This is a genomic window from Chryseobacterium glaciei (assembly GCF_001648155.1).
GTDB lineage: Bacteria > Bacteroidota > Bacteroidia > Flavobacteriales > Weeksellaceae > Chryseobacterium > Chryseobacterium glaciei.
This window is the reverse complement of sequence record NZ_CP015199.1, coordinates 3647927-3663526: the sequence shown is the minus strand read 5'-3', so window position 1 is coordinate 3663526 and position 15600 is coordinate 3647927. Positions and strand designations below refer to the sequence as shown.

12 protein-coding genes are annotated in these 15600 nt (G+C 32.8%); 9 read left to right on the top strand and 3 right to left on the bottom strand.

Going from position 1 to position 15600, the window contains the following annotated elements; translation table 11 throughout:
• Positions 1 to 28 precede the first annotated feature (28 nt).
• The 6 genes from A0O34_RS16505 (at position 29) to A0O34_RS16480 (ending at position 6722) form a co-directional block, all read left to right on the top strand.
• Entirely contained in the window at positions 29 to 3604 is a 3576-nt protein-coding gene (locus A0O34_RS16505; protein WP_066757018.1) for a peptidoglycan-binding domain-containing protein, read from the top strand.
• A gap of 7 nt (positions 3605 to 3611) precedes the next feature.
• Complete coding sequence (locus A0O34_RS16500; protein WP_066757015.1) at positions 3612 to 4238, top strand: hypothetical protein; 627 nt, start codon at positions 3612 to 3614, stop codon at positions 4236 to 4238.
• A 497-nt stretch (positions 4239 to 4735) separates the two neighbouring features.
• Positions 4736 to 5044: an immunity protein Tsi6 family protein gene (locus tag A0O34_RS16495; protein ID WP_066757013.1), complete on the top strand. Its 309-nt coding sequence runs from the start codon at positions 4736 to 4738 to the stop codon at positions 5042 to 5044.
• A 137-nt stretch (positions 5045 to 5181) separates the two neighbouring features.
• Entirely contained in the window at positions 5182 to 5808 is a 627-nt protein-coding gene (locus tag A0O34_RS16490; protein ID WP_066757010.1) for a hypothetical protein, read from the top strand.
• Positions 5809 to 5906: 98 nt separating this feature from the next.
• The gene (locus tag A0O34_RS16485) at positions 5907 to 6308 is read left to right on the top strand and encodes a hypothetical protein (RefSeq protein WP_066757007.1); all 402 of its coding nucleotides are present in this window, start codon (positions 5907 to 5909) and stop codon (positions 6306 to 6308) included.
• Between the two features lie 66 nt (positions 6309 to 6374).
• Complete coding sequence (locus tag A0O34_RS16480; RefSeq protein ID WP_066757004.1) at positions 6375 to 6722, top strand: hypothetical protein; 348 nt, start codon at positions 6375 to 6377, stop codon at positions 6720 to 6722.
• 148 nt (positions 6723 to 6870) lie between these two features.
• On the opposite strand, the gene A0O34_RS16475 is transcribed toward A0O34_RS16480, so the two are convergent.
• Positions 6871 to 9390 (bottom strand): RCC1 domain-containing protein, encoded by a 2520-nt coding sequence (locus tag A0O34_RS16475; RefSeq protein ID WP_162271029.1) that lies wholly within the window; start codon positions 9388 to 9390, stop codon positions 6871 to 6873.
• Positions 9391 to 10451: 1061 nt separating this feature from the next.
• Between A0O34_RS16475 and A0O34_RS16470 the strand changes: the two genes are divergently transcribed.
• From A0O34_RS16470 to A0O34_RS16460, 3 genes are all read left to right on the top strand, one after another.
• Positions 10452 to 11045 (top strand): hypothetical protein, encoded by a 594-nt coding sequence (locus A0O34_RS16470; RefSeq protein ID WP_066756998.1) that lies wholly within the window; start codon positions 10452 to 10454, stop codon positions 11043 to 11045.
• Positions 11046 to 11128: 83 nt separating this feature from the next.
• A complete protein-coding gene (locus tag A0O34_RS16465; RefSeq protein WP_066756995.1) occupies positions 11129 to 11860 on the top strand; it encodes an ABC transporter ATP-binding protein in 732 nt (243 codons plus the stop codon).
• Between the two features lie 149 nt (positions 11861 to 12009).
• Positions 12010 to 12447: a hypothetical protein gene (locus A0O34_RS16460; RefSeq protein ID WP_066756992.1), complete on the top strand. Its 438-nt coding sequence runs from the start codon at positions 12010 to 12012 to the stop codon at positions 12445 to 12447.
• Between the two features lie 51 nt (positions 12448 to 12498).
• Here A0O34_RS16460 and A0O34_RS16455 read toward each other — a convergent pair whose 3' ends face one another.
• Together A0O34_RS16455 and A0O34_RS16450 are read right to left on the bottom strand one after the other, a co-directional pair.
• A complete protein-coding gene (locus A0O34_RS16455; protein WP_066756989.1) occupies positions 12499 to 14442 on the bottom strand; it encodes an SPFH domain-containing protein in 1944 nt (647 codons plus the stop codon).
• A 303-nt stretch (positions 14443 to 14745) separates the two neighbouring features.
• The gene (locus A0O34_RS16450) at positions 14746 to 15549 is read right to left on the bottom strand and encodes a patatin-like phospholipase family protein (protein WP_066756987.1); all 804 of its coding nucleotides are present in this window, start codon (positions 15547 to 15549) and stop codon (positions 14746 to 14748) included.
• Between the last annotated feature and the right edge of the window lie 51 nt (positions 15550 to 15600).

The window sequence follows — 15600 nt, the reverse complement described above, 5'->3', positions numbered from 1 at the left end:
ATAATGAATTCATCTAATAACCAACCACATGAGCAGACATAAAAAAACATTTGCGCCGAGAGCTAACCGGTCCGAAGCGCAAATCACCGATAACATAGAAGAACAAGAAAAATACGTCCCAATTAGCAGTCAAGATGCTAAAATCTCCCTCGCAAAAACAGAAGTTATCAAAATAACATACGCTCCATTCCAAAACAGAGCATTTAATAAAGTAGAAAGAGGCTCATCCATCATAAAGTTTTCCAACAACGGATTGCATGTATTGGCTCTTAATAAGGCACTCAATACATTAGGTTACAAAGCGCCTGAAAATGAGACTCTTTTTTTGGATAAAACGAAGATTGCACTGATGAATTTTCAAGGTGATCATGGTATTCAAAAATCTGGAGTTTTTGATAAGAAGACTTTATTGAAAATGAATGAAGCGTTGGAAGCATTAAAAAACGGAGAGGGGAAAGATCAGCTTTCAGTTTCTGAGCGTGCTAAACTTTTATATGAAGCTTTTGAACATAGAACTTTAAAGATTTTTGGAGGAACTGATGAAGCTAAAGTTTTTAAGGCTTTAGAAAAACTTTCTTATGAAGACAGAAAAGAACTCATTACTTATTATGACGAAAAATACAAACCTAAAAGAAAAGTAGGATTAGTACAAGATTTATATGAAGAATTAGACGATAAAGACTTATATAAAGCTATACGATTGTTATACGCAAACTATGACGAGCCACAACAAGAACCTCAACCAAAGTCACAACAAGAACCAGAGCAAGAATCTAAGGGTCAGTTATTGGAAGAAGTTATTATAAATGCTAAGAAACCATACCCATGGATTAAATCTAAAACAAAATATACAATAGAAGGAGAACCAATAGAATTTGAATGTGTATATCAATATGAAACACCTGTTATATCAGCCTTAGGAAGCAAATCTAATCTACCCGAAGTTGTCCGAAAAGTATTGATACAAAAAGATAATACGGTATACAGCCTTTTAAATCGCCCTGATTTTGTAGAAAATATAAAAACTTTCAGACAAGACGGAACTGTAATTAGTGAATTTTCAATTAATACTGAAAAATCGGGCATTTACACATTTGTGTTTATTATAGAAAATACTATCACCAATGAGTTTAGTGCGTATACAAAAAAACATCAGGTTAAAACACTTGAAGAGGCAGCATCCGATAATTTAAAAAAGAATAAGATTCAAAATTATTCAGATTTCAGGCAACAAATAGCTTTTATAGACTTTAATCTTTCGAAAGGAGCAGTTAAGGAACAAAAAAGCAATCCGTATTTCTATATTAAAACCGAATCTTCTACTAAAAATCCTGAAGAAGTTGGAACTGTATATTCTGATTATATTCCTCACTTATATTATTCAATTAAAGGAAAACCGATTCCTAAAGACTATCATTATTTTTGGTTTGCAGAAATCAATACCCCGAAAGAAATGGCGGATGAGGTTAGCGCATTACTAGGCGTTGAATATGCTAGAAATGCGGTTGTACACGGCTATCAAAGAGGAACGTATTTTGGTAAAGATGGCTGGGACATGAATTCGTCGCAAACAACAGCCGCTTTTTTAGGTTCATTTACAGGTGTTTTTACAATACATTGCCTGGAATTAGACAAAAACAACCATCTGGCAGGGCAACAAGCATCTTACCAACAAGTGATCTTGCCAAAAGAAGATTACAAGGCACTTCAGAACATTAGAGAATATAAGAGAAATATTGATAAAAGTTTTAATACCATTCTTCCTAACACAGCATTAGCTTTAAATGCCATTGTTATAAACGAAAAAACTACAGAAACATTATCTCTCAATTTATTTTTAGGAAAAAGCAAAACAAATTCCAAAAATTATGTATTAACAGATCTTACGCCAGGTGTACTGCACAAGCGTACCTATGAAGGAAGTAATATAAAAGATTTATTTAAAGAATTTGACCGCAAAAACACCTATCCGGATGGCATATTAGCGTATGAAATTCCGGTAAATACATTGGGTTATCCTAGCATGAAAGGTAATTTCACTACCGATGGAGAATCAATGTGGGAATCACTTTCTACCAAAGCGGGTTGGGCTTCTTTAGGTTTGGCAGTAGCAGGATTAGCGGCGTCATTTACACCGGCAGCTCCTATTGCGCCTTTCTTATTTATAGCTGCAGGAGCTACAGGAGCAGTCTCCGGTACAGCCAGTATTATCGATAAAGTACAGCAAGGCACGCTTACCAAAGAAACCCTGACTTTGGATGTTATCATGATAGCTTCCAGCTTTTTAGGGATGGCCGGGTCATTATCAAACATCGTTAAAGCATCATCTATTTTAAAAATATCCGCAACAGGGATGCGTTATATCATTATAACCGATTTTGCCCTTAATGGCACTGCCGGAATTATGATTACATCTGATGGTTTAGAAAGTATACAAGCCATTAATGATAATAAAAACTTAACCACAGCAGAAAAAATAGATGCTACGGTTAAAATTTTGGCACAATTAACTTTAACTGCAGGATTATTGGTATTAAGTAGTAAAAATCTAAAAGGAGTAGCAATAGAGGGTGAGCAACTTCCAAAGAAGAAAAATAAAACTTCAACACAATCAAAAAAACCTTACAACCCAGAGCAGCATTCGGAATTTATTGATACGCCTCACAATTTGACAGACGGTATCTTACCAAAACTGACTGGTTTCAAACAACAACTTGAAATAGCACCTCTCAGACATCATTTAACGGAAGAGCAGTTGATAAATTTCAAAAAAGCTTTGGAATCAGCTGATCCTAAAGTTTTAAATGAAATAAATAATCAAGACAAATTGATTAACTTTGTTAAAAGCTACAAAGATAATCCGAAAGTTTTCACTCAAACTGTAAAAAGCTATGAAAAATTCTTGGGAGAATATGGATGGTATAAGTTTTGGAAAAAAATGCCCGACTTTGGAAAATCATCAAAAACTATTGATTTGTTAAAAAGTGAAAATAAATTATTACCTATCGGTGATGCAACCCATCATGATCTTGCCACTGTTCATGTTTTTACAGTAGACGGAGGATTAGTAAACACTCCGGCACGTTTTGAGCCTTCTTGGTGGGGCGAATATAACAGCCAAATATATGAAGATTTAAAAATTGCCTTAGATAAACTTAGAAAAGTGGAAGAACGAAATATGAACGGAAAAACAGTACTTAGCGGACGTATGGAAAGTTTAGATTATTTTGAATCAACTTTAAAAAATGGAAAAGGCAAAGAAGTTCCTTTCAAAGGGATGGTTTCTGCTACATTAGATGAAAAAGTAGCAGAAGGATTTATAGAACTTTCAGCTAAAAATGTAAAAAAAGGAGAAAAAGTAGCTATTATTAGAAAAATAGAAACTGTAGAAGGTGTTTATATTGATGATTTGTCAGATTGGGGTAAAAACCTTGGTCCCATACGACATTCTGACGCAACCCCTCCTTCTACAATGATACAAGAGGAAGTACTGATGAATGAAGGATACTTTCTTCAAACAACTGACCCAAAATATATCAAAACTATTGACGATATAGATTATTATGAGATAAAATATAAAGAACTAGTAAAACCATTAAATTAAAGAAAATATGATTTTTGCCATATACGATTTTACACCTTTTAAAAGTGAGTTACCCGAGTTTAATTTAAAATTATTATTAAATATCGAAGATTTGAACAATACTATTTTTAACGAAGTATTTAATATACTTAAACCAAATCAGCAAGAACAATATATTATTTTTAAAGACTCTGAAAAGGCTAAAAAATATAGAGAAGATAGAAATGTTAAACTTCCTTATATAGATTTTAACAACTTACCCGAGATATTTGACGATATTCTATTGGAAAAAATTATGCTGTATCAAAAGGACGGAGAAACTAGAAGAGCAATAGATGATTCATTATCAGAACAGCACAAAGGTCAAATTGCCCGATTTGAATCAAAAATATTTGAAGAAGAAAAAGCCAAAAGAAGAGCCTTAATGACCGACGAAGAAAAAAGGAGAGAAAAGGAATGGTGGGATAAGTATGATGCAGACCCAACACCACGTTTTATGGGTAATGTGGGAGAGCCAGATACCGTTACAAGTTATATCATAAAATACGGTGTAAATCCCTTAACCCGAGAACCTGAAACCATTGAAAGTTTTAATGAAAAGTATACCATTGATCCCCAAACAGGAGATCCTGTTCCGAAAGAAAAGAATGAATAATTTCGTTAGACAAAAAAGTAAAAATACTTTATAAATAACTTGCAACGAGGCTACCTCAATTTTGAGATAGCCTCGTTTTTTATGTGAAAAAATATTATTAAAAAAATCGAAATAACTAGGCAAAAATTATTTGACGGAGATGAAGAAAAATATTTAAAAGAAGTTGTTCAAATTGAAAATAAAAACATCAAATTAATCGATTTTTACAATAACCCATTAAGAGGAGATTATTATACTGATAATCTAAAAAATACCCCTGGTGAGTTAGGAGTTTCCGACAAGTATAATGTTCAAACACCCGATAGAGTACAAACACAAGAAATAAAAGAAGTAAACAGAGAAACATTAATACTACCAAAAGATGCAGAAGGTCTAAGAAGTACATCAGCTGAAATAAATATCATATGGTCAAGAATAGATATAGACGGTGCAGAATTACCTATTCTTACAGAAGGAGTTGGAAGCCAGATAAATATATCTAAATCCCAATTTTAACAATGAATTACAAAGAAGTAAATACAAAAAAAGAATACAATAATTTACTAAGTGAATTAAGTATTGAGTCTAAAAATTTAGCGGATAAATACCCTGAAATATCAATCTATAAGTCAATCTATAACCAAATTATTGATATTGAAAGCATGATATCCAATAATATTAAGTTATCTGAGAATGATATATATAAGAAGTATTCTATAGGTGCTATAGCTGTGAAGAATTTTGATTGTGAGAACGACATTTTTGGCAGAAAACTACAAGATTTATTTGGTGCTTTGTTTGAATATTGGGATATGCCACAATCTTAATCCTTTTTCAAAACATAGCATATTCGATAAAAATAAATGGTCGAAAATCGATGCAGAAAGCAAACCTATCTCAATACATACAGAAGATGGCAGAAGTGAAATATACATACCAAAAACTCAATTTTAATTAAATAAATATGATTTTCGCAACAAATTATTTTAACCATATCAAAGATGAATTGCCTAGGTTTAATTTAAAATTATTATTAAATATCGAAGATTTGAACAATTCTATTTTTGACGAAGTATTTAATATACTTAAACCAAATCAGCAAGAACAGTATATTATTTTTAAAGATTCTGAAGAAGCTAAAAAATATAGAAAAGAAAGAAATGCTAAACTACCATATGTAGATTTCAACAATTTACCAGAGATCTTCGACAATGTTTTGCTACAAAAAGTCATTTTGTATCAAAAAGATGGAGAAACAGGAGAAGCTATTTATGATTTATTATCAGAAGACCGCAAAGATCAAATAGCTCAATTCGAGAGGAAAATATATGAGGAAGAAAAAACAAAAAAACGGGCTTTAATGACAGACGAAGAGAAGAAAAAAGAAAAGGAATGGTGGGACCAATATAATGCAGATCCTAAGCCACGTTTTAGGGGTAATATGGGAGAGCCCGATACTGTAGATGAGTATATTTTAAGATATGGCGTGGATCCCAGAACAGGTAAACCTGAAACAATTGAAAACTTTTTTAAAAATTACACTATAGATCCTAAAACAGGAATGCCTATTCCGAAAGAAAAGAATGAATAATTTCGTTATACAAAAAGTAATTAATACTTTATAAATAACTTGCAACGAGGTTACCTCAATTTTGAGATAGCCTCGTTTTTTATGTAGTGAAAATCAATATGACTAAAATTAAGATAACTGCTAAGATAGAAAAGAATGGAGAATCATTCTTGTTCTATGTAAATATATTCAATATATCCGAAGAAACTTTAAAGCTCAACCTTTCTAATAATACGGGTGGGCTTGCAAGAGAAACAATTCATTTATATGATAAAAACAAGAATAGATTGAATAAAGGAGTCAGCTATATGACCCCCATCAATAATGTCACCAGTCTAACTTCAATTGAAACAGGCAAATCCACTCAGGTTATTTTAAAAACGAAGCTTGAAGAAATAGAGAATGACCTATTTCTTGAATTTAAAGGAGCTAATTTTAATGTTAAAAAGGATGAAACTTACTATTTTCAAATAGAATATCTTGGTACAAAATCAGATATGATCCCTTTCAATATTGATTAAAAAACACACAATTTTGAAAAATAATTAAATAAAAGAAGGGATATATAAACGATAAAGTAATTAAATATGATCAAAAAAAACGAAATAGCCAGGCAAAAATTATTTGAAGGAGATGAAGAAAAATGTTTAAAAGAAGTTTTTGAAATTGAAAATCAAGACATCAAACTAATCGATTTTTACAATAACCCATTAAGGGATTTAAAAAAAGAAATAGATAATGAAAGTTTTGATACAATCGTAAAAGAAAATGAATTTACTGAAAGAAAAAGTTTTATTGAAAAATATTTATCTGAAGAGGGATTAGAAATTCATTATCTAAAAAAAAATGATGCCATATATCTATTTTCATATGGAGAATATCAACCGGGAAGATATATGTTATTCTTAGAAGGTATTTGGCATTATATTGTATGACCAATATCACATTTTTTCATAATACAGGAGGCGAATAGCGTTATAAGCTTTATTAAAAAAAATCAGTGTGCACGAATATCCGTACACACTGATTAAAAATTAATTATGACCTCATCACATAAATATATTAGAGGCTTTTTCTTAACAATTAACGTTTAATTACTTTTACCGTTTTCACCGTATTGTTATCTGCATTTACTTTAACCAGATAAACACCTGATGTTAAAGTAGAAAAATCAATCGTTCCTTTATTATCATTGATCATTTTAGTAAGAACTTGCTGTCCAGTTGCACTGTAAACTGTTACTGAAACAATCTTTTGATCGAACGAAACAGTTAAATAATCCTGTACCGGGTTCGGAAAAACTTTTAGATTATTCGATGTTGTTGAAATTTCATCGACTGCTAAATTACTTGTAGGGCATACAAGCTGAGTAAATGTACTTTTCTGAACACCAGTACCATCTCCTAATTGTCCATAATTATTAGATCCTGTCACTTTTAAAACACCATCATTATTGATAGATAAAGTATGCAACCCCCCTGTAGAAATCATCATATGAGAATTGCTTCCGAGAAGAACCCAATTGGACGTGCTGGTGTTAGTATTGTTACCAAACGATCCAGTAGTATTATTTCCACAGGCAATCACATTTCCTGATGTTGTTATGGCTATAGTATTAAAACTTCCTGTAATAACTTTTTGAATAGCATCAGATGCTAAAAAAGGCGTTGATCTGCTACTGGTAGTTCCATCAGCCAACTGTCCAGACCCGTTATATCCCCAAGTATAAAGAAATCCATTTGTCTTTCTTCCTGCAGTATGTGAATCTCCCGCAACGACATCTGCCCAATCGGTATTGGTTCCTATCTGTTTAGGTGAAATACGGTTAGTTATAGTACCGTCACCCAACTGCCCATGACCATTATAGCCCCAAGCCCATAGCGTACCATCCGTTTTTATCGCCACTGAAAAGAAAGTACCTGCTGCAATACTTTTCCAATTGGTTGCTGTTCCTATTTGTGTGGGTACAAGTCTGTTTGTAGTTGTCCCATCTCCTAATTCTCCACTTACATTCATTCCCCAAGCCCAGAGAGTTCCGTTTGATTTTATGCCCAATGTATGAGCTTCTCCAACTGCGATATCTTCCCAGTCAGTAGCTGTTCCTATTTTTGTGGGGATCGTTCTGTTAGTCGTAGTTCCATCTCCTAAATAACCAAACTGGTTATTTCCCCATGCCCAAAGTGTTCCATCTGTTTTGATAGCAACGCTATATTTACCACTCGCAAAAACTTTTTTCCAATTAGTTGCAGTCCCAATCTGTATTGGATTATTTCTCTGAGTATTAGTTCCATCTCCCAATTGATTATCGGTATTATTACCCCAAACCCAAAGCGTTCCATCTGTTTTTATTCCTAATGAATGGAAAGAGCCTGCGCTTACACTTTTCCAACATCCAGTTTGATTAGGAAGCGTAGTAAAAGCTCCTCCCGGAGCCCAAGTACTTTGACTTGAAACGCAATTCGCTGAAACCCACCAATAATAAGTTGTGTTGGGCAACAAATTGGCTATATTCGCAGTTGTAGAAGAACTGCCAGTAGCTGAACCTGTCATTGTAGGACTTGTACTATAAACATAATAATATCCTCCATTAGGTGCTGGTGTTGGCGGAAGCCAATTAAGGGTAGCCGTTGTAGAAGTTATATTAGAAGTATACAATTGTGTCGGAGGATTACAAGTTGATGTACTTGGCGTCATTTTCACCAAGCCAAGTTGTAATGTTCCCAACCAAATAGTTCCAGAGCTTTGTGTTTTAATTGCACTGAAATAATCATCCGGCAAACCTAAATTTGTATTTGTTTTAGTATAAGTAGTACAATTTGTAAAGTTTTGTACGCCTTGTCCATTAAACCCGATCCACACTTTGCTGTTGCTGTCAACATCCAAAGCATTGAGTTGGGATCCCGCCAGACAAGAAGTGCTTTGATAGGTAAATGTGATGTTAGTTCCACTTGTTGTTAAAGTGATTAAGCTATCAGAACCTTTTACGTAAACTATATTATTTGCAATTCTTAATATTTTTTGAGTTCCTTGTGCGATGAAATTAAAATCAACCCCATTAAATTTGTACAATACACCTCCATTTGTAACCCAAACACCATTATTACTGTCAGTGGCTACAGAATTCATATTTGAAACTGAATTATAAGTAGTCCAGGTAGTACCATTGAATTTTGTAAGTCCCGCATCTGTTACAACCCAAAGATTATTTTGTCCGTCAACAGCTATATCAATGATATTATTGTTCGGCAGCCCTGAATTTGAAGTGGTATAATTTGTCCAGGTAGTTCCGTTATATAAGATAATACCATTGGACTGAGATGCCAACCATTTCCTGCCCTGCCCGTCAATTTCAATTTTTAAAATTACATTCGATGCAATACCTGAATTGCTGGTATTATAATTTGTAAAAGTAGTTCCATTAAGAGTCGTTGAAATCCCATAATAAGAAGCAACCCATAATAAGCCGTTCGCATCAGATTTAATATCATAGATAGAGTTGCTCCCTATTCCTGAGTTTCCACTATTATAAGTCGTGTAACTATACGTTTGTGTAAAGGCAGAAATTGAAATGAGGAATAAGAGTAAAAAGTAAAGTTTTTTCATGGTTTTTAATAAAATAATTCTCTTCATGTTTAAGTTTTGTAATATTTCCCTACTCGTTTAGCTTTTCGGTTTCGCTTCGTTTGAATGGTTTCTGAACTCCATAAAAAATAAGTTTAATCAATAGATTAGCATTGATTTTGAAAGTATTTTTGTTGATAAAATAATTTAGTATCGTTACTGGTAAATCATCAAATTTCCTCTGGTATTACAAAATTTCCCATCTAATTTCAGGAAATAATTAAATAGCCCTATTGATTAAATATGACTTGTAGTCTAAAGAAATTTTGAGGATTTACTCTTATTTTAAATTGTTGGAAACAATTAGTTTTGACGAATTAATAAAGTAAAGTGTAGTTTGCTTCATTTTAATGATTTAATTAGTTTTCGATTTAGGTTTTAGTTTTTTTAGTAAAAACAACACGATCATCAACTTATGATTATATGTTTTCGATTGCAAAAATATATCTTTCTTGTGGATCATCAAATAGTTGATAAAAAATTAACAGTATCAATTTTAATCAAAATGAGATGTGTCATAGATAAGGTTGAATATTTTAGCTAAATTTGCTCCCTTAATTTTTAAATATTACACATGAAAAAAAGTTTAATTTACAATTTTCCCGTTCTTTGGCAAAAGCCGGCAAAACGACAATCACTGATTTTGAAATATCTAATTCAAATCGTTTAAAAGTATTCTTATCTAAAAATTGGTTTATCTTAATACTTCAAAGGCATAATTAACATTTAATTTAAATTAAAATTCATTTATAGGTGAATAAAATTAGTTAATAGCTGTCTTTTAACAAATTACATATTAAAACAAATTTATTATAACCTCGCAGACTTTCTATACAATCTATAGACAAAACCTTTATAAACCCCTCATTAATAAAGGAATATAGACAGTATATATACTAGAATGAAATGCATAGTATTCATAGTATATTAATTATAGATATTAAAAAAAAATGCTACTTTTGCTGACAGGAATAAAAATTGTTTTTTAGCGTTTTTATTAGTAATTTAGATATACCAAATTATAAAACATTAAAAATCATCACATGAAAAAAATAATTCTACTATTTACTTGCATGTTCGGTATTTCGGTTTTTTCACAGATTAAGGTCTTGAAAAACGAAACTTTAGTGGAAATTGGCAAAGATAATTCCGTTGGTTTATATAAAAAAGACGATAAATTTACAATCAACTATCAGGATCTTAATACCGCTAATCTAAATACTTTCAGATCATTTTCATTTCAAAACATGAATAAAGATGTTGAAGGTTTATATAAAATGATTACCGACGGCTTCATCGATTCTCCGGAAGGAAATATTGTTCTGGAACTTCCTAACGACATTATTGAGCTTCATTACGAGAAAAACTTCGGACAGCCAACGGTTCAGTTTATTCAATATATTAATAAGAACAAAAAGTATGTTGGAAAATCACAATTTCTAAACAAAAAACAGGTTGATAAGCTTTTTGGAAAAACAAACGGCAAATCTACATTGTATGAGAGATCTGTCGCAAAAACAAATTCTACAATGGGTACAACAAGCTATAACTCTTCAACGAGTACAGCAATACCATTGAATGATACTTCTGCAAAAACGCAATCTTCTTCGCCAAAAAGCAAGAAATATAAAAAATAATCAATCTTTACAAAACATAATTAAACTCATTCTTCCCGGATGAGTTTTTTATTTCTATTTTTGTAAAAACATTGTTTTCATATATGTCACTTCAAATAATCAATCTGACCAAAAAATTTGGTGAACAAACCGCACTTAACAACATCAATATCTCAATTGATAAAAGCGAGATCATCGGTCTTCTGGGTCCGAACGGAGCCGGAAAATCAACTCTAATGAAATCTATCGTTGGTGCTTTGAAAATAGATGAAGGTGAAATAATTTTTAATGAAAAAAATATTTCCGAACACGAGATTGAAAGTAAGAAAAACATTGGATTCTTACCTGAAAACAATCCGCTGTATTTGGAAATGTACGTGAAAGAATACTTACAATTCGTAGCAAATATTCATAAAATTTCTGAGGCAAGAGTTGATGAGGTGATTGAATTAGTAGGAATTACTCCAGAGAAATCTAAGAAAATCAGTCAGCTTTCTAAAGGGTACAAACAAAGAGTTGGCTTGGCACAAGCTATTATTCATCAACCTGATTTATTGATTTTAGATGAACCAACGAATGGTTTAGATCCCAATCAAATCATCGAGATCAGAAATGTTGTAAAAGAAATCGGTAAAGAAAAAACGGTTTTACTTTCCACTCATATTATGCAGGAAGTTGAAGCGCTTTGTTCACGCGTGATTTTAATCCACAAAGGAAATATTCTTCAGGATTGCCCGATTGATGAATTTAAAGGCAAATTTGGAAGTCTGGAAGAAGCTTTCGCAAGTTATACTCAAACTGAAACAGTAAGCGTAACAGAAGAAATTAATAATTAAATCAAATATAAAAAATCCTGCAAATTGTAGGATTTTTTCATTTAAAATATTTCTTTAAATTTAATTAGATCTATAAAATTTTCATTAAACAAAAATTCGTGGATTGGCATTAAATTTGAGAATATCCAACTAAATCAAAACTCATTACAATGATCAAAAAAATTCTCTTGGGAGCATTTTGTATCGCTCAATTTTCATTGACGTATGCTACCGAAATTAAAAACGAATCACCAAAACCATCAACGGTTTCTGCAAATTATCAAAAAGTACCCAAAACGGTAATTATTAAAACTAAAAAGTTTAAAATAAGAATTGATAAACAACCCAACGGTAAATATTTGTATCAATCTTGGGCTGCCAATGCAAAAATCACTTCAAAACCAAGTATGATAATTCCGGACGGAGAATTGATTCCTGATGGTAGCGGCGGTAACTATTATTATGAATTTGTAAATAATGCTTTCACTTATCAGGTTTGGAGAAATTATTTAACGAATTCAGCGAAAAAAGCGCCTTATACTTTAAAAGTAGATGATAATACAGGAAAAACGATCGTCAACCAAGACGGACAAGTCGTAAAAAATTAATAAAAAAACTCCCATTTTAAAGTGGGAGTTTTTATTTTTCATATGTTAATTTTATTGTTTAGGAGTTTCATCAGATTTAACTTCAATCACTTTTGAACGATCTTCATTTCTCTTTTGAACCTGCTCAAGAAGTTGTAAACCCAACAATCCGCTGATACCTCCATTGGCTGCATCTCCACCCCCACCGATAAGAACATCAGGCATTATTTTCACATTTTGAGAAGCAATATTTTCCATGATTTTCAATTGGGTGAAATTGTTTCCGCCCATTGCTTCCACAGATAATTTATAAGATTCTGCATTAGATTTACCGATTGCCAATATTTTCTCAGCTTCCGCATTACCCGTTAGAGAAATCTGCTCGGCATTCGCTTTAGCTAATAATTCTATTTTTTCGGATTCTGCTTTTGCTAAAAGTCTGGTTTTTTCGGCTTCACCGGTTGCGAGTAATTTTAATCTGTCTCCTTCCGCATTCGCTTGAAGACGTACAGAATTGGCATCACCCGTCGCTTTTTTCACAGAAGCATCCGCAACACGTTCTGCAATCCAAACACCTTGGTCTGCTTTTACAATTTCTTTCTGCATATCTGCAACCGCAGTTTCTTTTTCTAAACTTTGTCGGGTTTCCTGTGCTAACATTTCGGTTTCGTAGGTGATTTTCTGTTCTTCTGCTAATTTTCTGTCTGTCAATGTTTTCATCAGACTTTCGGGAGGAACAATTGCACCAATTAAAGTATCAACCGCATTTACATTATATTGATCCAAAACACTACTAATATGTTCTTTTGCAGACTGTTGTCTTTCTTTACGGGTTCCTAAAAACGCGATCACATCACTGTCCTGTGCAGAGTTTCTGAAATAATTCCCAATCGTAGGTTCCAATACCTGGCTTACCAAATTGATCATATTTCCGAAACGGGCAATCACTTTTGGAGCTTCATAAGTCGGAATATGAATGATTTGAGAAACATCTAAGTTAAAAGGGAAACCATCTTTACTTCTTACCGTAATCGTAGAAAGATTTTTGTCTAACTGGTGAGATTCACTTCTTTCATACGCCCAATTTAAAACTAAATTGGTGGTAGGAACAAGCTCAACCTTCATAATATAAGGATTGATAGGGTATTTTCCGGGACCGATTGGCTCTGACCAAACTCCTTTATGACCTTTTTCAACAATGTTTCCATGTTTAAAATCAACACCGCTTAAATCTTTACCTTCTGCACCCACATAGCTGATAATTACACCGACGTGTCCGATCGGAATTTCCGTCATGTGTACCATTTCAACTTTTGTAAACCACGGATTTAAGAAATATGAACCCGCCAAAATCACCTGCTCCTGAAGACCTTTATAACCTCCGTTACTCAAAAACGTATCAACATCCTGAAATTTGTTGTGAGCTTCAACAATTTTACCTGCAATCTGTCCTTCTTCCAGAGGATTACCTTCCATTGTTGTTATCACTCCCACCGCATTGTCCGGAATTTGAGTCATATCTGTAAAATCAATATCAAACAATAAGGTATTAATTCTATAAGAACCTGGCGCAACGATAGCTGTTTGTCGCCCTTTTCTACCTCCGTTTCTTAGAAAAGCTTCTGCATCCTGGAAAGAGTCGCAGTTTACTTTTCTTGCCAAAATACGTCCAGTTTCCAATTCAGTTCCGTCTTTAGCCAGAATTAATCCTAATTTCCCGGTAGGAATCACGGTAAATGGCTGAAATTGAATTGTGTATTGCCAGATCCATTTACCAAAATAAATTCCCGGCGCTAATGTCTGAGCCTGAAAACCAGCCTCTCCATTGGTCGCAATGATCCTCCCTTCCGGAAGTTCCTGCTTACCAACCAGCACGAATTTTTTGGTAACTAAACCAATTCTATCTTCGGGAACAATAACCAGCCCGAAGAAAACTCTCAAAATAATTTTGTAAAAAATTACGCATAAAAGCACAATGACAGCCGGAATCATCCAGCCCTGAAACGATAGTTCCATAATTTATTTGTTTAAAAATTTAGTTTAAATAGTAGAAATGACAGATAGCCCCTATTTTTTTGAAATAAAAAAATACGGATAGAATCAAATTATTGAATTCTTTCGAAAAATTTAAGAAAGTGTAGGAGGAGAAGTATTAAAAATCGTGAATATGATTTCTGATACTTTCAAAAGAAAAAACTTGAAGTTTGTTTGTTCCATTTTATTTGTGAAGGAGTAAGATCCTTTTTGCTGTACAAATGTACGGAAGAAAACATTATTGATAATACAAAAAATCAAAATATTTTTTGAAAATAATGTAATTTACAGACAATCAACATTATTTTTTACAAAAACATTTTGTTCGTTTTCAAAACCGTCTTTTGCGGCATTATATCCTATATTAAAAATCTCTTCCAAACGGTCTTTTTTACGCTCGAAAGTTCCATAACTTGATAAGTCTTGTGAAGATATAAACCAATCGCAATATTCGAATTTTGCTTTCTCAACTCTATATGAAAGAAGGTCGTAAGAACGTGATACGATTGCTTTTATGGTCTTTAAATCATTAATATTAATATTGTGTGGCGGAGATACAAAAACACCAATAAGTCGATCACATTCATCTCTGATAACGTCTGCGGGAAAGTTATTTAAAACCCCTCCATCACAGTACATTTCTTCCCCCAAAATATAAGGCGTGGTAACTCCCGGAATAGAACATGAGGCAATAACAGCATCCGTCACCTTAAAACTATTGTCAAAAATTTTCTGAGTTCCGGAAACCAATTCTGTTGCTACAATTTTCACTTCTTTATCCAAATCACCGATTTTCATATCCTGAAAAATTGGTCTTAAATAATTATTGAAAATCACCGAAGAAACCAATCCCGGCTGATTAAACGCAAAATGTTTCCAATTGAAAAAATAGATGGACTGAAAAAAATCTAAAATCTCCTCGGGTGTTTTTCCCACTGCATGCAAACTTCCAACAATGGAACCCGCACTACAGCATGCTAAAACATCTATATTGATATTTTTTTCTTTCAAGAATTTTAAAACTCCTGCATGGGCAATGCCCTTCGTTCCGCCACCGGATAAAACCAATCCTGTTTTTTCAAAATTCATAGAATAAAATTAAGAAAACATGAGGAGAAAATGAGATTAATTTTTCTAAAA